Origin of the sequence: Ruegeria sp. AD91A (assembly GCF_003443535.1) — a bacterium.
Lineage (GTDB): Bacteria > Pseudomonadota > Alphaproteobacteria > Rhodobacterales > Rhodobacteraceae > Ruegeria.
This window is the reverse complement of the sequence record NZ_CP031946.1, coordinates 3,112,484-3,133,545: the sequence shown is the minus strand read 5'-3', so window position 1 is coordinate 3,133,545 and position 21,062 is coordinate 3,112,484. Positions and strand designations below refer to the sequence as shown.

Here is a 21,062-nt window from a genome sequence, read left to right as displayed (position 1 = left end):
CCGTCAGGCTCAGCTTCATCACAAAAGTCAGTAGAAGATGAATTCGTCCACCAATGCCGCCGTTGATCCTTTGGCCTCGCCAGCCATGTCTACTCTTGCCCCATCCGAGGCTGCACCATCAGGGCGTTCGCCGTCTTCGATTTTCAAACGCGCGCGCTCTATCTGTCCCCACAGGAAAAACAGACCATCCCTTTTTCCCATGAGGCGCGCAGGAACCCTTGTCCGCAAAACACGTGTTTTCGGTTTTGGCATCTGCTCTCTTACTGCCTCCGGTGTTTTCCACCATTTTCATAAAACCTAATGGTTTTCCCAGAAAAAGACAATTTTTTATGGACAAAATGAGGCTTTCTACCATCCGTTGAGAGGAAAGCTTTACCACTCTCGTATACCTAGGGTCAGTATTCATAACCAGCAGATGACGGTTGCCGCGAGTGCGATTGCTGAGATGCAGACCTTGGGACAACGATTATGGCGTGTCGCCACGCACCCCCAACCCCTGAGCCTGCCAAACATAATCTCGATGCGATTTCGCCGCTTGAATCTGCGCTTGTCGTACTTGACCGGTGTCTTGCGAGGCCCGTATTCGCCAGAGGCATCTCGCCAGCGCAAACCATTGCGATTGATGAAGATAATTCTACGCAACACCCGATTGTCATCACCTCGGGGCTTGCCGTGCGACTTCGGGAAGAAGGGCGCGCGCTTCGCCATCTGCACGTCGGTCAGCCAACAAAGGTCGCTCAGAGCCCAAAGTGCCGAATGCAGCAAAGTACTTGAATGTCTTCTATCGGACAATTGCATTTGGGTTTCTGCAGCTCTAGCGTATCAGCCGCAGAGCCTGCAGTCATTTAGAGTTACGGCTGTCGCTGACCGCACTCCAAGGCAAGCGATGGAGGCCGTGCGAACGGCACTGATTGCAAATCGCTTGAGTCTTGGCCATCCTCTTCGGCATGGAGTTTCTGACCGTCGACCATAGCAGCTTCCTGATCGCAATGTCCTGCGTCGTGGCACTTGTCGCGGGGTTCACAGGTCTTTCGCTGACCCGCGATCTGTCAGAAAAACCGATGTTTCAAAAAAAGGCGTCGATCGCGCTTGCGGCCGTCGCCTTGGGGGGCGGCATCTGGGCGATGCACTTCGTGGCCATGCTGGGTTTGAAGCTGCCGATATTGTTCTACTACGATGCGGCGATCACGCTGGTGTCGGCTCTGTCAGCGATCCTTCTTGTTGGCGCGGCCTTGATCCTGTTGCATTTCGCTGACCGCACACCGCTCATCATTTCGCTTTCCGGCTGCGTTGTCGGGACCGGCATTCTGGTCATGCACTATATCGGCATGGCCGGTCTGGAGTTGTGCCGCGCGGTCTATACGACGTCGGGTGTCGTCTTTTCTTCCATCGTGGCCATCGGGCTATGCATTCTTGCCTTCTGGATCGCCTACGGAAAGCGCACGAACCGCAACATCGTGCTTGGGACGATTTGTTTTGCGATTGCAGTTTGCTCGGCTCATTTTCTGGCGATTGCGGAAACCAATTTTGTGCAAGCGTCCACCGCTACTGAATTTGGCCCCACCATGAGCAATGAAACTTTGGCACTTGGTGTGATCTTCTTCAGCTTTGTAATCTTCGGTGCGTGCCTCTGGGTGAGCGTGACGTATCTGGTCACGCCCGGATCACAAGAGCAACACCAGCGAGCGAAGCTCGAGCCGGAACTGAAGGCGGATCTGCAGATCCCTTGCGAGGCAGACGGCAACAAAGTCTTTGTCAGGGCAAGAGACGTTGTTTTCGTACGTGCCGATGGGCACTACACGCAGATCTATACCGAGGACGAACGGCTGTTCTGTGTCTGGCCGATCACGGTGGCTTCCAAACGCCTCTTGCCGCTGGGGTTCCTGCAGACGCATCGCAGCTACTTGGTCAACCCTGCCCGTGTCTCGCGGTTTGAAAGAACCAAGGACAAAGGGCGCTGCCTTTTCGACAGGGGTGATCTGCCGCCCGCACCCGTTAGCCGTTCCAAACTGAAGGTTGTTCAGGACGTGCTTGCGTCGCAGGGCGGCGCAATTGGTGCGTGAGCACGCGCATTTCGTGCAAAAGACCTGTGTTTCACTGATTTTCTGGTGATGTGGCTTGCTGTCGCATGCAAACTTCCTCCGACACTGAGAATTCGCTTTAGGGAGGAGAGCCGATGATTCCAGCGGCATTTGAATATCACCGTCCTCAGGATATGGCTGGCGTTCTGGCTGTACTTGAAGAATACGGAGATGACGCGCGCGTCATGGCAGGCGGGCACAGTCTGATTCCGATGATGAAACTTCGCATGGCGGAAGTCCCACACCTGATCGACCTTCAGGATGTCGGAGGTATGTCGGATATCGAACTAGGTGCCGACGGCGTTCGGATCGGCGCGATGGTCACGCAGGCCGAAATCATAGACCATGCCGGCCTCGCGGATGCCGCCCCCATCCTGCGCGAGGCTGCCTTGCAGATCGCTGATCCTCAAGTCCGCTACATGGGCACCGTCGGTGGCAACGTCGCCAATGGCGATCCGGGCAATGACATGCCGGGTCTGATGCAATGCCTTGATGCGGTGTTCACCTTGGTCGGTCCGGATGGCGAGCGTGATATTCTCGCGCGGGAGTTTTACGAGGCCGCTTACATGACCGCGCGCGAGGATGATGAGGTGCTGTCCGCCGTGACCATCCCCACGCCAGCTGGCGGCTACGCCTACGAAAAGCAAAAGCGCAAGATCGGCGACTACGCGACGGCCGCCGCCGCTGTGCAGATCGTCAAGGACGGCGGAACGTGCGTCAGCGCCGCCATCGCTATGACGAACCTAAGCGACACGCCGGTTTATTCCGAGGATGCGGGCGCCGCGCTGGTGGGAACACCTGTCGATGCCGCCGCACTGGACGCGGCAGTGGCTGCGATGCTGGGCGATATCGACCCAACCGAAGACAACCGCGGCCCCGTCGCATTCAAGAATCATGTGGCGGGCGTCATCCTGCGCCGCGCCATCGAGCGCGCCTGGTCGCGGGCGTAAGAGGAACACACCATGTCCAAGAAAATGCACATCAAAATGAACGTGAACGGCAAGGACGAGGAGTTCCTGGCCGAACCGCGCGAACTGCTGATCTATACGCTGCGCGAACGGCTGAATATCACCGGGCCGCACATTGGCTGCGAAACATCCCACTGCGGGGCGTGCACGGTCACAATCAACGGTAAGTCGGTGAAATCCTGCACCATGTTCGTGGCGCAAGCCGATGGCGCCGAGGTGACAACTATCGAAGGTCTCGGCGGACCTGAAAACCTTCACCCGCTGCAAGAGGCGTTCAAAGAACACCACGGATTGCAGTGTGGCTATTGCACGCCGGGGATGATCACCCGGGCGACCAAGCTGCTGGAAGAAATTCCCAACCCGACCGAAGAAGAAATCCGCTTTGGTATGGCCGGCAATATCTGTCGCTGCACGGGTTATCAGAACATTGTGAAATCCATTCAGGCCGCCGCAGCCGAAATGAATGCAGCCAAGGAGGCCGCAGAATGAAGGACGATATTTCCCGCGAAGAACGTGTCGACAATCTCAAAGGCATGGGCTGCTCGCGCAAGCGGGTCGAGGATGCGCGCTTTACCCAAGGCAAGGGCAACTATGTCGATGACATCAAGCTGGATGGCATGCTGTTTGGCGACTTTGTCCGCTCTCCCTACGCCCATGCACGGATCAAGAGCATCGATACCGCTGCCGCACTTGAGGTGCCCGGCGTTCTGGCCGTGCTGACAGCGGCGGATCTGGAGCCGCTGGGGCTGCACTGGATGCCGACGCTGGCGGGCGACAAGCAGATGGTACTGGCCGATGGCAAGGTGCTATTTCAGGGCCAGGAAGTCGCCTATGTCGTCGCCGAAGACCGCTATGCCGCCGCTGACGGGATCGAGGCGGTCGAGGTTGACTACGAAGAACTGCCTGTCATCGTCAACCCGTTCGAGTCTTTGCAATCGGATGTGGTGCTGCGCGAAGATCTTGTTGGTGAAGACGGGTCAATTCCCGATGGCGCACACGGACCCCGCAAACATCCCAACCACATTTTTACATGGGACGCGGGCGACAAGGGCACAACGGACGAGGTCATCGCCAACGCCGAGGTCGTTGCGACTGAAAGCATGTATTACCATCGCACCCACCCGTGCCCGCTGGAAACCTGCGGCTGCGTGGCGTCGATGGACAAGGTTAACGGCAAGCTGACGCTGTGGGGCACGTTCCAGGCGCCGCACGCGATCCGGACGGTCGTGTCGCTGATCTCGGGCATTGAAGAGCACAACATCCGCGTGATCAGCCCCGATATTGGCGGCGGCTTTGGCAACAAGGTCGGCGCGTACCCGGGCTATGTCTGCTCGGTCGTAGCGTCGATCGTCACGGGCAAGCCCGTAAAGTGGATCGAAGACCGGATGGACAATCTGATGACCACCGCCTTTGCCCGCGACTATCATATGACCGGCAAGATCTCTGCCACCAAGGACGGCAAAATCACCGGGCTGCATTGCCATGTGACAGCCGACCACGGCGGCTTTGATGCCTGCGCCGATCCCACAAAGTTCCCGGCGGGCTTCATGAACATCTGCACCGGCTCCTACGACATCCCGACCGCCTATCTAGAGGTCGATGGCGTCTACACTAATAAAGCCCCGGGCGGCGTCAGCTATCGCTGCTCGTTCCGGGTGACCGAGGCGGTCTACTTCATCGAACGCATGATCGAGGTTCTGGCCATAGAGTTGAACATGGACGCAGCGGAGCTGCGCCGGATCAACTTCATCAAGAAGGAGCAGTTCCCCTACACCGCCGCCCTTGGTTGGGAGTACGACAGCGGCGATTATCACACCGCATGGGATAAGGCGCTCAAGACAGTCGATTACGAAGGGCTGCGGTCCGAACAGGCCCAGCGGGTCGAGGACTTCAAAGCTGGCAAGACGCGCAAGCTGATGGGCATTGGCCTGAGCTTTTTTACTGAGATTGTCGGCGCCGGCCCGGTAAAGAACTGTGATATCCTTGGGCTTGGTATGTTCGACAGCTGCGAAATCCGCATCCATCCGACCGGGTCGGCGATTGCTCGCCTGGGAACGATCAGCCAGGGGCAAGGCCACGCGACAACCTTCGCGCAAATCCTTGCCTCGGAAATTGGCTTGCCTGCCGACAGCATCACCATCGAGGAAGGCGACACCGATACAGCACCCTATGGCCTCGGCACATACGGGTCGCGCTCTACCCCTGTGGCAGGCGCAGCCACGGCCATGGCCGGCCGCAAGATCCGCGCCAAGGCGCAGATGATCGCGGCGTACCTGCTTGAGGTTCACGACAATGACGTGGAATTCGACGTTGATCGGTTTGTCGTGAAAGGCGCGCCTGAAAAGTTCAAGACGATGAAGGAAATCGCCTTTGCAGCCTACAACCAGGCCATTCCGGGGATCGAGCCGGGGCTTGAGGCCGTCAGCTATTACGACCCGCCCAACATGACCTATCCGTTCGGAGCCTATGTCTGTGTGATGGACATCGACGTCGACACGGGTGTGACGGAAATTCGCCGCTTCTATGCGCTGGACGATTGCGGCACGCGGATCAATCCGATGATCATCGAAGGCCAGGTGCATGGTGGTTTGACCGAAGCCCTCGCCGTCGCTCTGGGGCAAGAGATTGCCTATGACGACATGGGCAACGTCAAGACCGGCACGCTGATGGACTTCTTCCTGCCAACGGCATGGGAAGTGCCGAACTACGAAACCGACTACACCGTCACACCCAGCCCGCATCACCCGATCGGCGCAAAGGGTGTGGGCGAAAGCCCGCACGTGGGCGGCGTGCCCTGTTTCTCGAACGCGGTGCAGGACGCGTTCCGCCCCTTCGGCAACCGGCATACCAATATGCCGCATGATCACTGGCGGATTTGGCGCACTGCCAACGAGCTTGGCCTGCACGATTGATCCCTTTGGTAGGGCGGGGTGATCTTCGCCCTACGGAGACACGAATGACCTGGACTGACTTGAAAACCGCGCTGGCTGGCGAAGGCTATGTGGCCTCGGACGATCTGACCGTTGCGCTGCAACTGGCTTTGTCGCTGGGCCGTCCGCTATTGCTGGAAGGGGCGGCAGGTGTCGGCAAGACCGAAATCGCGCGCACGTTGTCTACGGTGATGGATACGCGCCTGATCCGGCTGCAGTGCTATGAAGGACTGGACGCGGCGCAGGCGATTTACGAATGGAACTACCAGCGGCAGCTGCTGACCATCCGAGCGGCCTCCGAGGCTGGCGAAACAGGCAAGGCATTAGAAGACCGCATCTTTTCCAGTGATTTTCTGCTGGAACGCCCCTTGCTGGCGGCCATTACCCAGGAAACGCCCCCGGTCCTTTTGATCGACGAGATTGACCGGGCGGACGAGGAGTTCGAAGCCTACCTGCTGGAAATCCTCTCGGACTATCAAGTGTCGATCCCCGAGCTGGGCACGATCACGGCGACAAGCCGCCCGGTCGTGATCCTGACGTCGAACGGCACCCGCGACCTGTCTGACGCCCTGCGTCGCCGCTGCCTTTATACCTTCGTGGAATACCCGGACCGTGCGACCGAACTGGCCATTCTCAAGGCCCGCTGCCCCGACGTCGAGATTCGGCTGGGCGAGCAGATCGTCGGATTTGTGCAAAAGCTGCGCCAAGAAGAGCTGGAGAAAACCCCTGGCGTGGCCGAAATGCTGGATTTCGCCGCGGCGTTGATGGGTCTTGGCATCGCTGATCTGACCGAAAACCCCGCGGTCCTTCAATCGACGCTGACGACGTTGCTGAAAACCCAAAGCGATCAGGCCCAGATCACGCCAGAGGTGGCCGGGCGTATCGCTGGCAAGGCTGCATGAGCCGGGTGACGAAATTTGCTGGCCGCGATCCCGGCCCTGCCGCGCGGATCGCGGGCTTCATCGCTCATTTGCGCGACAACGGTTTGCGGCTTGGCGTGGCCGAAGCGGACCTTGCCCTGAAGGCGCTGGACGAGGTGGACGCCATCCGCCCCGACGACAGCCGCCGTGCCTTGCGCGCTGTCTGCACGGGCTGCAAGGAAGAGTATGAAAGGTTCGACGACCTTTTCGACAGCTACTGGATGGACATGGGCCGCGTGCGGCAGAAGGTAGTTCCCACCCCGTCGTCCCCGGTCAGCGATGACGTGCATTCCTCACGCGATGCCAAGGGCGAAGACGCGGGCGCATCAGGAACCTCCACGGCCCCGGACGACACAGGCGGGGCGTCCGACAGCGACGGGACCGGCAAGCTGATCGCCACCGCACAACGCAACCTCAACCGGCGTGACCTGCGCGACCTTGTCCGTCCGGAAGAGATTGCCGAGGCCGAAGACGTCGCACGCCGCCTTGGGGCTGCCTTGCGTGACACGCGATCCCGCCGCCGCATTGCCGCGCGCAAAGGCGATCGGTTGCATTTTCGCAAGATCATTCGCCACAGCCTGGCCACTGGCGGAGAGCCTCTGCACCTGTGGCGCAAGAAACGCCCGGACCGGACCCGCAAGATCGTGGCGCTGTGCGATGTCTCCGGGTCCATGTCCGTCTATGCCAAAGTTTTTCTGGCGTTCCTCGCTGGCCTAATGCGGGCTGATACAGCCGCCGACGCCTATTTGTTCCACACCCGCCTTGTGCGCATCACCGAGGCGCTGCGTGACAAGGACGCGATGCGCGCGATTGGCCGGATGTCACTGATGGCCGACGGGTTCGGCGGCGGATCAAGGATCGGCCCATCGCTCATGCGTTTTGCCGACACCTATGCCAAACGCTTTGTCGATGGTCGTAGCGTCGTGCTGATCCTGTCGGATGGCTACGACACTGAGGCACCTGACATGATCGCAACCGCGTTGGAAAAACTGCGCAAACGCGGCTGCAAGGTGATCTGGCTCAACCCGCTGAAAGGGTGGGCAGACTACGCACCCGTGGCCGAGGGCATGGCGGCGGCACTTCCCTATCTGGATGTCTTCAAAGCGGCCAACACGCTGGGTGATCTGGCCGCGCTGGAACAGGAGCTGGCACGCCTATGACCCCGGCCGAAATTCTTTCATCAGACCTGGCCGAGGCCGCTCAGGAGTTGCGCGACAAGGACGAACCCTTTGCCTTTGCCACCATCGTGCGCACCGCTGGTTCCACCGCCGCCAAACCGGGGGCCAAGGCGCTGCTCAGCGCCGATGGGACGATCCTGCAAGGCTGGCTCGGCGGCGGTTGCACCCGAGGTGCCGTCAAACGCGCGGCGCTGCAGGCGTTGCAGGACGGCACGCCACAGCTTGTGTCTGTCGCACCCGAGGATTTGCTGGCGGAAAAAGGCGTTGCAGCCGGCGATGAAGTAGACGGCACACGATTTGCCCGCAATGGGTGCCCCTCTCGTGGCACGGTCGACATCTTCATCGAACCTTGCCTGCCGTCACCGCAACTTGTTGTCATGGGAGCATCACCGGTAGCACAGGCGCTGAGTGCGCTTGCCCCGCAGTTTCACTGGTCTGTGTCTTCGACCCCGGTGCAAGGCAAACCACATCAGCAGTGCTTTGTGGTTGTTGCCACGCAAGGGCAGGGTGATCTTGACGCCTTGAAGGCCGCGCTCAACACGCAACCGACCTATGTGGCCTTCGTGGGCAGCCGCAGAAAATACACTTCGCTTGCAGAAAAACTAGGCGCTGACGGTTTTGAACAAGCCGCCATCGACGGGGTAAAGGCCCCGGCGGGTCTTAACCTTGGCGCGGTCACGCCTGAGGAAATAGCCCTGTCCATACTGGCGCAACTTGTTCAGGATCGGCGCGCGGCGGTGAAGCAGGCCGATGCGTGATGTCACTGCGATCATACTGGCCGCAGGGCTTTCGCGCCGCATGGGCGCGCGGAACAAGCTGCTTCTGCCCCATGGCGATGTTCCAATGATCCGCCATATGGTCGATGTCTATGGCGCCGCCACGGCGGGGCCTGTGCTGGTGGTCACGGGACATCAGGCGAATGAGATCAAAACAGCCCTTGCAGGCAGTGGCGCCAAGACGGTTTTCAACCCGGCTTACGGTGACGGTCAGCCCACATCGGTCGCCTGCGGGCTTCGTGCGGCGCGTGATGACGATACGGTATTAATCGGATTGGGCGACCAGCCGCTTCTGAACGTCGCTGACATCCGGTCATTGCTGGCCGCACACTTGGCGACTGACAGCGCACGTATCTCCATTCCGGCGGTCGATCAGAAGCGCGGCAACCCGATCGTGGTGCCTGCAAACTTGCGTGCCCGGCTTCTGGCAAACCCCAGATCACCGGGCTGCAAGAAGTTCACCCGAACCCATCCCGAACATGTCCAGTTTCACCCATTGGCCTCTCCCGGCTTTTACATGGATGTGGACACCCCCGAGGCCTATGCCGCCTTTCAGGCGGGCACGCTGGAGCAGATCACATGAAATTCGTTCGAGAAATCGCAGCCCGACTGCGCCGAAAGACAGCACTTACACCTGAGCAAGCCAGCCATCTGGCCACCATCAAATTTCCCTGTTGCTAAAAGGACATCCCATGGAACTGGCAGACGAAATCATCATCAACGCACCCAAAGAGCAGGTCTATGCCGCGCTCAACGACCCCGAGGTTCTAAAGCAATGCATTCCGGGCTGCGAAGAGTTGATCAAGCACTCGGATACTGAACTGGAGGCAAAGGTCGTCCTCAAGGTCGGGCCGGTGAAGGCCAGGTTCAACGGTGACGTCCAACTCGACACCGCAGGCGCGCCGGATGCCTTTTCGCTGACCGGCCAGGGCAATGGCGGTGCCGCTGGGCATGCCAAGGGCGGCGCAGATGTCACGCTCACAGCCGACGGGCCCGACACGACGATCCTGCGGTATCAGGCAAAGGCCGATATCGGCGGAAAGCTGGCTCAACTGGGCAGCCGGCTGATCCAAAGCACTGCCAAGAAACTTGCGGCCAAATTCTTCAAATCCTTCGCTGATGTGGTCAATGAAGACGCAATCGCCTAGCGATCTCATCCAGGCACAGCACGCGCCAGACATCATTGCAAAGGGGCGGCGCTTGCAAAGCCACCACTTCTTAGGCCTGTGACAAGTCTCATTTCGCCAACCGGGCATCCCCGAGGAGAGCCTGGCTAAATTTCGAGGACCAATTGGCTTGGTACGGTCGTTACAGGACACATCGCCCATTCCAGTATCAGCAATGGCTGAAATCGTAACGGTTGTTCAAGACACAGACACGCAACCTCATACCGTGCGATTTTTGAAGAGAGCAGAGATTAGGCCAATCTGAGCAAACGGCTGCATAGTCCGCATAGCAGTCGTTCAAACCGAGTGCCGCGAATGTCTACTTCGGAGTCCACTTTGGCCGATGCTGCGCTATGCCCCAATTACAGCAATACGCAGAAAGCGGACTTTGCAAAGTCTAGCTTGAGCCCAAAACGGACGCGTACTGAATTCAAGCAGAATTGACTTTCGCGGCTTTCGGATAAAAGGGTTGTGAGTTTCCTTCTTTAAATCGAAGTATCCGAAAATCATGTCAAGGTGGGAGGAGTTGCTATGAAAACAGCGGTTGTGACTGGCGCCGCGGGAGGGATGGGGCGGGCCATCTGTCGCCAACTGTGGGCAGATGGGTTCCAAGTTGTTGGACTGGACCTTAACGAGGAGGGCCTAGGTGAAATGGCAACTGAGTTAGGTTCGGATTTCACGCCTATATGCCTTGACCTAACGGATCCTATTGCAATCGCTCATGCGTTTGATGGCATTAAGGAAAAGAATGGTGGTCTGGATGCTTTGGTAAACAACGCTGGCACCTGCTTTATGTCTGACTTCCCGAATATTCCGCCCGAGGAACTCGAAAAGCAGATGGCAATCAACTTTAACTCTGCGTTCCATTGTTGCCAGCAGGCGGTCCAATTGATGTTGGAACGCGAAGGCATCAAAAAGATTGTAAATATCTCATCGAACGGTGCTTATAATTTCGATGTGTTTGACCCTCCGCATTACAGGGCGTCAAAAGCGGCGATGGATACCCTTACGAAAGACCTCGCCCGTCGATACGCACAGGAAAAAATCTGTGTGAATTCGCTGGCACCTGCCATGACTGAAACACCTTTGTTCAATGTCTTAACTGAGGAAGTCTTGGAGAAAGCCGTCAGTGCCATGCCACATGGTCGCGCGATGCTGCCTGAGCAAATCGCCTCTTGGGTCGGTTTTCTCATTTCGCCGGCCGGTGATGTTTCCAGTGGGAATGTGATTATTCTGAACCAAGGGCGCGACGTCAGATAACTCTCGGGTGCGACATCACTTTTCGGGAAAATGGTCCACGGGGTAGGATCAGCTGTAGACTTCTGGTGCTTTCTTCAGAACAAGCCACTGGCTTGGACAATGCCCATAGATTACAAAGGCGTCTCGCTCGGATGCAAGGCGCATCAACCTTTCTGCGCTGGCAATCGCTGCATCTTCGTCCCAAGACCCGGCAAACTTCTCGTCGATTTCTGCTGGTCGGGAAATCGCATCACTGGTTAATAAAATCGCCCCCGACGGAAGATGGACCATCACGGCGATCTGGCCAGGCGCATGGCCTGGCGCCGCCAAAACTAAGATACCCGGCCCAATCTCTACATCGCCGTCAACTAAGAGATAATCCTGGTTGGGCCACTCCAAAGGCCGCATATCGCCCCAGTACAACGGGCGGGGTAAGGCTCGCTCCGCAGCAGAGATAAGAATTGGACTGCTTGGAAAGTCGCCCAGTGCCCCGATATGGTCGATGTGGGTGTGCGTACAAATCTGTAGTGTAATGTCTGACGGAATAAGCCCGAGTTTTGCCAGTTGTGCGCTTGGAAGATTGTCTGGTTCACACTTCAAGACGTCGCCGAACTCATACAATCGATCTTCTTTGACCGCGGCGTCGGTATCGGTGGCATATTTTTCAGGAAACCCAGTATCGATGAGTATTGATTCTCCCAAATCTGTCCGGATCAGAAACCCGCAGATACCTATGATGCGGCCAGTGGAATGGACCTTGAACAGCCCGTAGTCCAAAACCGCAAGGTCAATCGGTCGCCCTTTGACAAATCCCTCTGCTTGCACAGACTATCTCCCTGATTGACTACATAGATTTTGAGTAGAGCATGAAAGTCAAGATACACACACTCTTTCAGTACCTACTGGATACCACGGAAACGGATCCAGAAGCTTTCGTTGGGTTTTCCTTGTCCGAGTCGCCGCGTTTGGGTGAGTTCATGGATGCGCTGGATCCAGCGCTGCCGTTGGATTGGAACCAAAAGAGTTTTCGGGGTCTGCCTGCTTTACGACGACATGTTTTGGACCGCGCCGGTTTGTCTGATGTTTGCAAGCCAGACGACGTCCTGATCACCGCCGGCGCAGCAGAAGCCAATTATCTTGCATTCATGCAATTGGTCCAACCGGGCGACGAAGTCGTAACGGAACGCCCGGGCTGGCCACAAGTGGGAGTATTGGCAGAGGCAGTCGGCGCGACGCTCAAAGTTGTCGACCGAGAAGAGAGTGCTGGTTGGTTATTGCCGCTCGACAAAGTTGAGACCGCAGTAACAGAACGCACTCGACTGATCTTTGTAACCAACCCCAATAATCCCACCGGGCGCCTGATGACCCAAACAGAGCTGGAAAGGCTTGTCCAAATTGCAGATCGCGTAGGTGCATGGCTGGTTGTTGACGAGGTTTACGCAGGATTGGAGTGGGACGGGTCTCGCGCCCCTTCGATAGCCGGTTTGTATCCTAGGGGCATCACGACGGGCAGCGTTTCCAAGGCACTGGGGCTCCAAGGACTACGCACTGGGTGGATGGTTTGCCGTGATTCTGATTTGATGTGGGATGCCATCATCCTGCGGGAAAACTCTAGCGAAATTATGAATATTCTCGGCGAAGTCATCGCCGAAATCGCCTTGAGGCCTGACCGATATAATCAGGCTTTGAAAACTGCGCGGGCAGCAGGGATTAAGACGCTGGAACGCCTTGATCGGTATGTTGCCGATCAGCCCTGCCTGGATTGGGTCAAACCTCAGGCTGGATTGATTGGATTGGCACGGCTCGACGGGATTGATGGTGATGTTTTTGCCAAACGCTTGCTCGCCGATCCCTATCGGACATTTCTTTTGCCGGGCTCGTCTTACGGGATGCAGAACCACATCCGACTAGGTGTCGGAGGAGGTGCTATTGCCAACCTCGACCTTGGCCTTAAGCGCATGGGCGAACTGTTGGCGAACTGGTAGGCTTAGGACACTCTTTTCGGCGGTTCAGGCTGCAAAGTCGGTCAAATAACGCTGCCCGTTCCACGCTGACACTAAGCCCAATTTTGGTGCAAGTTCACCTGCCATGCGTTGAAAGCTATCTCGCTAGAATAACGCTGTCGGCGCGCTACCTCACAGAAAGAACAGCCGAATACACATTTCGAGTCCGCAATGACAGCTTTGACAACTGAAGACGTTCAAGACTATCCGCGGCCACCTGCGCTGCGGGCGGTGCCGCGTACCGTAAGAGTAGAGTTCGGCGGTGAAACAATCGTGGAAACCGATCAGGCGTTTCTGGTTCTCGAAACTCACCACGCCCCAACTTACTACATCCCACCGCATACAATTGATGCCGTTCTGACAAAGGCCTTGGGTAAATCGTACTGCGAGTGGAAGGGTGTTGCGAGTTACTGGGACGTTCAGAGCGGGGCGGCCGCGGCTAAGAAAGCTGCGTGGAGTTATGGTGCACCAACCACCAGATTTGAACAGATTAAGGGCTATCTCGCCTTTTACCCCGGACTTATGGACGCTTGTTTTGTTGGTGAGCACCGTGTGATCCCGCAACCCGGGAACTTCTATGGAGGCTGGGCCACCGAGAACTTAAAGGGTCGCATCAAAGGCTCTCCTGGAACCGAGTTTTGGTGAGAATTGATGCCCGACCCTAAATCCTCGCCTACCCCTTTGGCTGTTCCTACAAGCCGTTTGGTCCGAGTTGCCGGTTTGAGCAGCATGACGGCAGGCATTGCGGGGAACGTGGCAGTACGCGCCCTGCGAGAGATCGGTCGCGGTGCGCGACCCGATATGCGTGGTTTGTTGATGACACCGGGTAACGCGACACGGATCGCGGATCGGCTTGCTCGCATGCGAGGGGCCGCGATGAAGGTGGGTCAGTTGATTTCGATGGATGCAGGTGAGGTCTTACCGGCTGAACTGGCAGAAATCATGGCGCGTCTGCGAGATCAGGCGCATTTCATGCCGCCGAAACAATTGCGTGACGTCCTGAACCAAGCCTGGGGTTCAGATTGGCGAAACTCCTTCCAAACCTTCGATGTAAGGCCCATAGCGGCAGCGAGCATTGGGCAAGTACATCGTGCAACTATTAGAGACGGGCGCGATGTGGCGATCAAAGTGCAATATCCCGGTATCGCGCGCAGTATCGACAGCGATGTGGCCAATGTTGCCACTCTGGTTCGTATGTCAGGTCTGCTTCCCAAAAGCTTTGATATGGCTCCGTATATCCAAGAGGCGCGCAGTCAATTACATGAAGAAACGGACTATGAACGCGAGGGGCAATACATGCGCTGTTTTGCTGACCTATTGCAGGGCGATGAAGCGTTCGAAATCCCAGAGTTCTATCCAGATTGGAGCACGCCAGAAGTTCTAACGATGTCCTTTCTGGAAGGTCGCTCCATCGAAACGGTGAGAGATGCACCCAGTGAGGAACGCAATCGAGTTTCCGAGGCCTTGGTCAAGCTCACGCTGCGCGAGATTTTCGAGTTCGGTATCATGCAAAGCGATCCGAACTTTGCCAACTACCGATACGACGCGTCAAATGGGAAGATTAGTCTTTTGGATTTTGGCGCAACCCGAGCACTGCAATCATCTGCAATAGACGGGTATGTGCACCTGCTGCGTGCAGGCTTACTTGAAAATGACGCAGCACTTCGTAACGCCGCCATCCAATTGAAGCTTGTTGAAGGTGATGGCCCGTTCGACGACCAGATCCTGGGAATGATCCGCAGTGTTTTCGCCGCAATCCTATCCGCGAATGAATTTGATTTTACTGACCGAAAGCTCTCCAACCACCTGAACAAAGAAGGTATGGCCCTGGCTGCGGCCGGGTATGCCCCACCCCAAATGCCAATGGACATTCTTTACCTTCAGCGAAAGATTGGGGGGATGTTCATGTTGGCCACTCGATTGAGTGCTTCGCTGCCTTTGAAGACGCTGCTTGAAAAGTATGTCATCTGAACGATCACAATTAACTCAAAACCAACAAGCCGAAAAATAACAAACCTGCGTCACTGATACGCGTGACCAACCCAAGACGAAGCGCGAGTACGGCGCGAGTGTTGCCAAGTGCGGATTCGAGAACTCCTTTAACGAGCCAATCAAGCCTTTAGAAATGACCATCGTCTAGGTTGATCATGTCGACGAACCCGTCCTGTCAACCGGCTTCGCTCCGAACCAAGAAGCGATCCTCGAAAGCGTCGGCCTTAGGGGCAGGAAAACCCGGTATGCAAGCTCTAGAAGAGGCGTTACCCCCGGTAAGCCTGCCACACGTGCTAGCCAACGCCATTTGGGTAAATTACCCCAGAGTTCCGTGAACCCGCGCGCACCGGATGCAAGTTCTCCATCTGGTCGACGCACAGTGAATCGATCCATTGCTTCTTGCCGCGTTAGATTTACACCAATACGAGCATTGGGTTTTGAGACGTCGACAAACCGCAGGCGCTCAGCGCCCTTGCAAGAAGCATAATGCCCGATCTCAACGGAGCAAAGCGGGCAAGATCCGTCGTAGTACACCGTAGTAAAGGATTGATCGGCGTCATCAGATGTGAGCGCAACCTCAGCGTTGTCTGTTTTGAACACTTTGTTTGACCTCGCCTCTTGGGTTTCGCCTGTACGTTTGCAAGAGCTAGCGCAAAAACCGAAGAAACGAGGGTGCAGCAGCTGCATACAGATGCGTTATGAAGCCGCAACTTGGGATGCTGCCAGTCAAACTTAAACGTAGCTTCGCCCGAATTGCAGGTGCACAGGCAAATATGTTAAATGAGGCCCGAGGCTTGTAGTTATCTCGCTGTTTGCCGAAGAGTACTGAAAAATTGCCGTCACTGGAGATCGACTAGGACAATCAAACAAGTTCAGTGATTTCCGTAGCGCATGATCGAAGAAGCTAAAAACTGCATGAGCCTAGCTTACCGCTTTGGACGCGCGAACAAGATGGTTCCGCTTGAATATATCTTTCTCCCATTTCAGTTCTTTCGGGGTGGATGTTCTGGAGTTCGCCGCCATCCCCGCGACAGAGCTTGGTGACGTACAGATCGTCGAGGTTGTCTCGTTATCGTTTACTTGGAAATCAGAAATTCGAACAAAACTAAGTTGTGCTAACCCATTTGTTTGATTGGTGTTTTAGGGCCCGGCGCCGTCACTAAACAATGTCACCTTCGCCTAGGTCTCATACTCCCGGCCAGGCGCTCATCAGTGAGTTCGCGCCAACTTCCGACCTTCAAGTGTCGAAGGCAAATGACGCCTTTGCAAAAGCCACGTCGCCAGCGAAATGCGGAGGAGACTGGAACAAAGATCCATTTTTTGTGGCCATACGTACTACACTTGAAAAACGGAGGTATCGTGCAGGTCGTTTGGTTCAAACGGGATTTACGGGTGTATGATCATCCGGCAATAGCGCAAGCGTCTGAGGTAGGGCCAGTTTTGCCGCTCTATGTGGTTGAACCGGAACTTTGGCACCAACTCGACGCGTCAACACGGCAGTGGGACTTTGTTGCAGAGACAATCGCTGGGTTAAGAAAAGACCTTGGGAAACTGGGCCAGCCACTTGTTGTGCGCACCGGGCAAATTATGTCGGTCCTTTCCGAGTTGAAAGATCGTGGTCTAATTGACGCGCTTTGGTCACACGAGGAAACAGGAAATAGTTGGACGTATCAGCGGGACCGTCAGGTCGCTGCATGGTGCAGGGATTACGGTGTGCTGTGGCACGAAGTGCAAAACCACGGTGTTTTTCGCAGGCTCAAGTCTCGCAACGGCTGGGCGGAGCGTTGGGATAGGTTTATGGCTCGGCCCGTTTCTCCACCAGTTGCGTTAGAGCACATCGACATAGAACCAGGGTATATTCCCACGGCGCGCGACCTCGGCTTGCGGGATGATCTGTGCGTTGGTCGTCAATCTGGTGGACGAAATGCGGGTTTGGAACGGCTGAACAGCTTTCTGACCCACCGTGGCAAAAGATACCAACGCGAAATGTCCAGCCCCTTGGAGGGAGCCGTTGCGTGTTCGCGGCTATCACCCTACCTGGCTTGGGGTGCGCTTTCGATGCGCGAGGTTGCGCAAGCTACTGAAAAGCAGAGGCGCAGATTGCCACCCCACGCAAAGGACTGGCGCAAATCAATTCGCTCGTTCTCGGGCCGATTGCATTGGCATTGCCATTTTATTCAGAAACTTGAGGATGAACCCCGGATTGAGTTTGAAAATCTGCATCGACTTTACAACGGTCTTCGACCGAATGCCCCAGATGCCGAACTACTTGCCGCATGGTCCAAAGGCGAAACGGGATATCCTTTTCTGGACGCATGCATGCGGTCCTTGCAAGCAACGGGGTGGCTCAACTTTCGGATGCGCGCAATGGTGATGGCCACGGCGAGTTATCATCTCTGGCTGGATTGGCGGGCTCCGGGTGCGCATCTGGCGCGCATGTTTACCGACTATGAGCCGGGCATTCACTGGAACCAGGTTCAGATGCAATCAGGCACCACCGGCATCAATACTGTGCGCATCTATAATCCGGTTAAGCAGGGCTATGATCAGGATCCAAAAGGCGTGTTCATTCGGACATGGGTGCCGGAATTGTCCCAAGTCGCAGATCAGCATATCCACGAACCTTGGAGGGCTCAAAACGCGAAACAATTTCTTGGAAAGCTTTATCCAGAGCGTGTTTTTGACCATCTCGCGGCAGCCAAGGCCGCGCGCGAGCGGGTTTGGGGCGTCCGCCGAAGTGCGGAGTTTCGCACCGAAGCACGAGCCATCGCGACAAAACACGCTAGCCGAAAGACCACGCGGAATGCTCGCGAAGTCGCGCGGGCGCCTCAAGATCAAAAGCAACTCGACCTGCCTTTGGGGGACCAGTGATGAAAATGCGGAAAAAAGCCGATTTACCCCAAAAAAACTGCCCGGTCTGTCGGCGCCCTTTCACCTGGCGCAAGAAATGGGAAAACGTTTGGGATGAAGTGAAATACTGCTCGAAAAAATGCAGGTCTGCCGCATGACCGAGAAATTTCCAGAACTTCCTGAAGCGAAAGAGTCGATCAGTTTCAAACCTACACGCACCAATGGTCTGGAAAGGCTGAAGCAGTTCATGGGCCGCACTGGTCGGCATTATACAAGTACGCGGAACTACGATTTTGGGACCGGGCGACGCAGCAATGTATCGGGTTTGTCACCTTGGCTTCGCCACCGGTTGATAACGGAGAAAGCGGTACTGACAAGGGTCTTAGCGTCACATCATTCCAACGCGGCCGAAAAGTTCGTGCAAGAAGTGTTTTGGCGCACTTACTTCAAGGGCTGGCTGGAACAAAGGCCCAGCGTTTGGGCACTGTATCAGCGGGACTTGTTGAGTTTTTGTAAGCGACTAGCAAATGATCAGGGCCTGGAGATGCGCTTCAACGATGCAGTAAACGGCAATACCGGCATCGACTGTTTCGATCATTGGGCGCGGGAACTGGTGGCGACTGGCTACCTTCATAATCATGCGCGCATGTGGTTTGCTTCAATTTGGATTTTTACACTCCGCATACCTTGGCAGCTTGGCGCGGATTTCTTTTTACGACACTTGTTGGACGGCGATCCCGCGTCAAACACGCTGAGCTGGCGGTGGGTTGGCGGATTGCACACAAAAGGCAAAAACTACCTCGCGCGCGCTGACAATATTGACAGATATACCGAAGGACGGTTTCAACCGAGAGGCCTGGCCAAATCTGCAGAACCGCTGACCGAGCCGGTAGATCACCCGCTCATTCCCCTTTCAAGCCCCCACATGCCCACAGAAAGCCCTTACCTGTTACTGTTGACGGAGGATGATCTGTCAGGTGACTGCACAATGCCGACATCGCCTGCTGCCGCGATTGGACTTTTGGCGACGCATGGTCGGTCCCCAAACCCGATTGGGCACGTCGTACAGGATTTTGCCACCGGCGCGATGAGCAGCGCTCTAGAACACCACGGAAAAATCGCGAAACCAGCTGACGACTGGAGTGGTCCGCTGATCGATGCAGCACGGAATGCGGGTGTCACGACCATTGCAACAGCCCATGCGCCTGTCGGTCCCTCCCGGTCAAGGATGGATCGTGCGGAACCTTTATTGAGAGACGCAGGCCTATCATTGAACAGGGTAATGCGGCCGTACGACGCTATGACATGGCCTCATGCAAGGGCCGGATTCTTCGGCCTTCGAAAGAAGAACCCATCGTTCTTAGGCGAAATGAACCTAGCCACCCAAAAAAGGCCATAGCCCGTGTCCTCTGCCGTCCTTCTGCTCCCCAACCAATTGTTTACCCAACACCCGGGTCTGGCCGCCCAGCCAGATACTGTTGTGCTTTTCGAAGACCCTCTGTTCTTTGGCGATGCCTATTACCCCGCAACGATGCACAAGCAAAAGCTTTGGCTGCACCGCGCCTCTATGGCGCGCTATCGCGATGGCTTGGTTGCCAAGGGCATCGATGCCGCGATATGGCCCTTTGAGCGGCAGCCGGGCGCATGTCTGCGACTGTTTCAGAGTCTGTGTGATCGCGGTGTCAGCCAAGTAATCATGGCTGATCCAGTAGACTTCATTGCAGAAAGGCGTTTACGGGCGGCGGCTGGCAAAACCGATATCACACTCGATATCCAGCCATCGCCTGGCTTTTTGAACACTCGGGCCGACAATCTGGATTGGTTTGCCGGTCGAAAACGTTGGCTCATGGCTGAGTTCTACAAAAGCCAACGCCGCCGCTTGAATGTGTTGATGGACAGCGGGCAACCGACCGGAGGACAATGGAGCTTTGACGAAGAAAACCGCAAAAAAGTACCCAAGGCGTTGTTGGGCAACCTTCCGTGGATCGACTGGCCTGACCATGACGCAGTTGATGAAGCCGCAAAAGCGAGCGTTATTGCTGACTTTCCAGATGCATTAGGCAGCCTGGAAACGTTGTATTATCCAACGTCACACAAAGCTGCGTCCGACTGGCTGGCGCAGTTTCTGGAGCGGCGGTTCGAACGTTTTGGCGACTATGAAGATGCCATTGTTGAGGGCGAAAACTGGCTATGGCATGGCGTTCTCACGCCTGCTTTGAACATTGGATTGTTAACGCCGAAACAAGTTTTGGACGCTACCTTGGCGCATGCGGATCGCAAGGGCATTCCCCTGAATTCGGTAGAAGGTTTCATCCGCCAGATCATTGGCTGGCGCGAGTTTATGCGCGCGAGTTATGAGGACCTTGGTGTGCCGATGCGCACAAAAAATCATTGGGGCCATCGCCGCCCCATACCCCGCTCTTTCTACGATGGGACCACTGGTGTTGATCCGCTGGACGACACGATCAAAAGGGTGCTCAAAACCGGGTATTGCCATCACATTGAACGCCTTATGGTACTGGGCGGATTCATGTTTCTGTGTGAGCTTGATCCGGACCATGTCTATCGGTGGTTCATGGAAATGTTCGTCGACAGCTATGATTGGGTGATGGTACCAAATGCCTACGCGATGAGCCAGCATGCCGATGGCGGGTTAATCACCACCAAACCGTACTTTTCCGGTTCAAACTATGTTCGCAAAATGAGCCATTGGGGCAAAGGGCCTTGGTCCGACATATGGGACGGGCTTTATTGGCGCTTTATCCTGAAACACACCGATAGACTTGCTGGCAATCCCCGTTGGGCGATGATGTGCCGTACGGCTGGGCGCATGTCGCCAGAGGTCAAAAATAAGCATGTCACGACGGCTGAAGCCTTTTTGCGACGGATGACATGAGCGTGGACTTTATGGCAGCGCATGACTGAGATTGAGACCATTTGAAGAAAAACTGGCATCACG

21 protein-coding genes are annotated in these 21,062 nt (G+C 56.2%); 17 read left to right on the top strand and 4 right to left on the bottom strand.

All coding sequences use genetic code 11. The annotated features are described in order from the left end of the window. Positions 1–27: 27 nt before the first annotated feature. Together D1823_RS15685 and D1823_RS15680 are read right to left on the bottom strand one after the other, a co-directional pair. A complete protein-coding gene (locus tag D1823_RS15685) occupies positions 28–252 on the bottom strand; it encodes a hypothetical protein (protein WP_117871585.1) in 225 nt (74 codons plus the stop codon). 150 nt (positions 253–402) lie between these two features. Beyond that, positions 403–741, bottom strand: a complete 339-nt coding sequence (locus D1823_RS15680) for a transposase (protein ID WP_117872932.1) — start codon at positions 739–741, stop codon at positions 403–405. 206 nt (positions 742–947) lie between these two features. On the opposite strand from D1823_RS15680, the gene D1823_RS15675 reads away from it, so the two are divergent. The 10 genes from D1823_RS15675 to D1823_RS15630 all read left to right on the top strand — a co-directional run bounded on the left by D1823_RS15675 (position 948) and on the right by D1823_RS15630 (position 11,279). After that, positions 948–2,063, top strand: coding sequence for an MHYT domain-containing protein (locus D1823_RS15675; RefSeq protein ID WP_117871583.1), 1,116 nt, complete (start codon positions 948–950; stop codon positions 2,061–2,063). A gap of 113 nt (positions 2,064–2,176) precedes the next feature. Continuing rightward, complete coding sequence (locus D1823_RS15670; protein ID WP_117871581.1) at positions 2,177–3,031, top strand: xanthine dehydrogenase family protein subunit M; 855 nt, start codon at positions 2,177–2,179, stop codon at positions 3,029–3,031. Positions 3,032–3,043: 12 nt separating this feature from the next. Next, the gene (locus D1823_RS15665; RefSeq protein ID WP_117871579.1) at positions 3,044–3,538 is read left to right on the top strand and encodes a (2Fe-2S)-binding protein; all 495 of its coding nucleotides are present in this window, start codon (positions 3,044–3,046) and stop codon (positions 3,536–3,538) included. Beyond that, a complete protein-coding gene (locus D1823_RS15660) occupies positions 3,535–5,961 on the top strand; it encodes an aerobic carbon-monoxide dehydrogenase large subunit (protein WP_117871577.1) in 2,427 nt (808 codons plus the stop codon). Before D1823_RS15665 ends, D1823_RS15660 begins: the two co-directional genes overlap by 4 nt. A 44-nt stretch (positions 5,962–6,005) precedes the next feature. Beyond that, complete coding sequence (locus D1823_RS15655; RefSeq protein ID WP_117871575.1) at positions 6,006–6,881, top strand: MoxR family ATPase; 876 nt, start codon at positions 6,006–6,008, stop codon at positions 6,879–6,881. Next, complete coding sequence (locus D1823_RS15650) at positions 6,878–8,059, top strand: VWA domain-containing protein (protein WP_117871573.1); 1,182 nt, start codon at positions 6,878–6,880, stop codon at positions 8,057–8,059. Before D1823_RS15655 ends, D1823_RS15650 begins: the two co-directional genes overlap by 4 nt. Next, a complete protein-coding gene (locus D1823_RS15645; RefSeq protein ID WP_117871570.1) occupies positions 8,056–8,835 on the top strand; it encodes an XdhC family protein in 780 nt (259 codons plus the stop codon). The genes D1823_RS15650 and D1823_RS15645 overlap by 4 nt, the downstream gene beginning before the upstream one ends. Then, positions 8,828–9,436, top strand: a complete 609-nt coding sequence (locus D1823_RS15640; RefSeq protein WP_117871568.1) for an NTP transferase domain-containing protein — start codon at positions 8,828–8,830, stop codon at positions 9,434–9,436. The genes D1823_RS15645 and D1823_RS15640 overlap by 8 nt, the downstream gene beginning before the upstream one ends. A gap of 109 nt (positions 9,437–9,545) precedes the next feature. Then, a complete protein-coding gene (locus D1823_RS15635) occupies positions 9,546–10,001 on the top strand; it encodes a CoxG family protein (protein WP_117871566.1) in 456 nt (151 codons plus the stop codon). Between the two features lie 549 nt (positions 10,002–10,550). Beyond that, entirely contained in the window at positions 10,551–11,279 is a 729-nt protein-coding gene (locus D1823_RS15630) for an SDR family NAD(P)-dependent oxidoreductase (RefSeq protein WP_117871564.1), read from the top strand. 48 nt (positions 11,280–11,327) lie between these two features. On the opposite strand, the gene D1823_RS15625 is transcribed toward D1823_RS15630, so the two are convergent. Further along, complete coding sequence (locus D1823_RS15625) at positions 11,328–12,083, bottom strand: N-acyl homoserine lactonase family protein (RefSeq protein ID WP_117871562.1); 756 nt, start codon at positions 12,081–12,083, stop codon at positions 11,328–11,330. A gap of 152 nt (positions 12,084–12,235) precedes the next feature. Between D1823_RS15625 and D1823_RS15620 the strand changes: the two genes are divergently transcribed. The 3 genes from D1823_RS15620 (at position 12,236) to D1823_RS15610 (ending at position 15,232) form a co-directional block, all read left to right on the top strand. Beyond that, positions 12,236–13,243, top strand: coding sequence for a pyridoxal phosphate-dependent aminotransferase (locus D1823_RS15620; protein ID WP_254683749.1), 1,008 nt, complete (start codon positions 12,236–12,238; stop codon positions 13,241–13,243). Positions 13,244–13,432: 189 nt separating this feature from the next. Next, positions 13,433–13,906, top strand: a complete 474-nt coding sequence (locus D1823_RS15615) for a DUF427 domain-containing protein (protein ID WP_117871557.1) — start codon at positions 13,433–13,435, stop codon at positions 13,904–13,906. Between the two features lie 255 nt (positions 13,907–14,161). Continuing rightward, the gene (locus D1823_RS15610; protein WP_371415286.1) at positions 14,162–15,232 is read left to right on the top strand and encodes an ABC1 kinase family protein; all 1,071 of its coding nucleotides are present in this window, start codon (positions 14,162–14,164) and stop codon (positions 15,230–15,232) included. 174 nt (positions 15,233–15,406) lie between these two features. On the opposite strand, the gene D1823_RS15605 is transcribed toward D1823_RS15610, so the two are convergent. Next, positions 15,407–15,940 (bottom strand): thiol-disulfide oxidoreductase DCC family protein, encoded by a 534-nt coding sequence (locus D1823_RS15605; protein ID WP_117871553.1) that lies wholly within the window; start codon positions 15,938–15,940, stop codon positions 15,407–15,409. A 672-nt stretch (positions 15,941–16,612) separates the two neighbouring features. On the opposite strand from D1823_RS15605, the gene D1823_RS15600 reads away from it, so the two are divergent. From D1823_RS15600 to D1823_RS15585, 4 genes are read left to right on the top strand one after another with little or no spacing between them, the layout of a single operon-like run. Beyond that, positions 16,613–18,124 carry a deoxyribodipyrimidine photo-lyase gene (locus tag D1823_RS15600; RefSeq protein WP_117871551.1) on the top strand — a complete coding sequence of 504 codons (1,512 nt, stop codon included), beginning with the start codon at positions 16,613–16,615 and terminating at the stop codon, positions 18,122–18,124. Further along, complete coding sequence (locus D1823_RS15595; protein ID WP_117871549.1) at positions 18,124–18,261, top strand: DUF2256 domain-containing protein; 138 nt, start codon at positions 18,124–18,126, stop codon at positions 18,259–18,261. Before D1823_RS15600 ends, D1823_RS15595 begins: the two co-directional genes overlap by 1 nt. Further along, complete coding sequence (locus D1823_RS15590) at positions 18,258–19,502, top strand: FAD-binding domain-containing protein (protein ID WP_117872931.1); 1,245 nt, start codon at positions 18,258–18,260, stop codon at positions 19,500–19,502. The genes D1823_RS15595 and D1823_RS15590 overlap by 4 nt, the downstream gene beginning before the upstream one ends. Before the next feature lie 3 nt (positions 19,503–19,505). After that, complete coding sequence (locus tag D1823_RS15585; protein WP_117871547.1) at positions 19,506–20,999, top strand: cryptochrome/photolyase family protein; 1,494 nt, start codon at positions 19,506–19,508, stop codon at positions 20,997–20,999. The last annotated feature ends 63 nt before the right edge of the window (positions 21,000–21,062 follow it).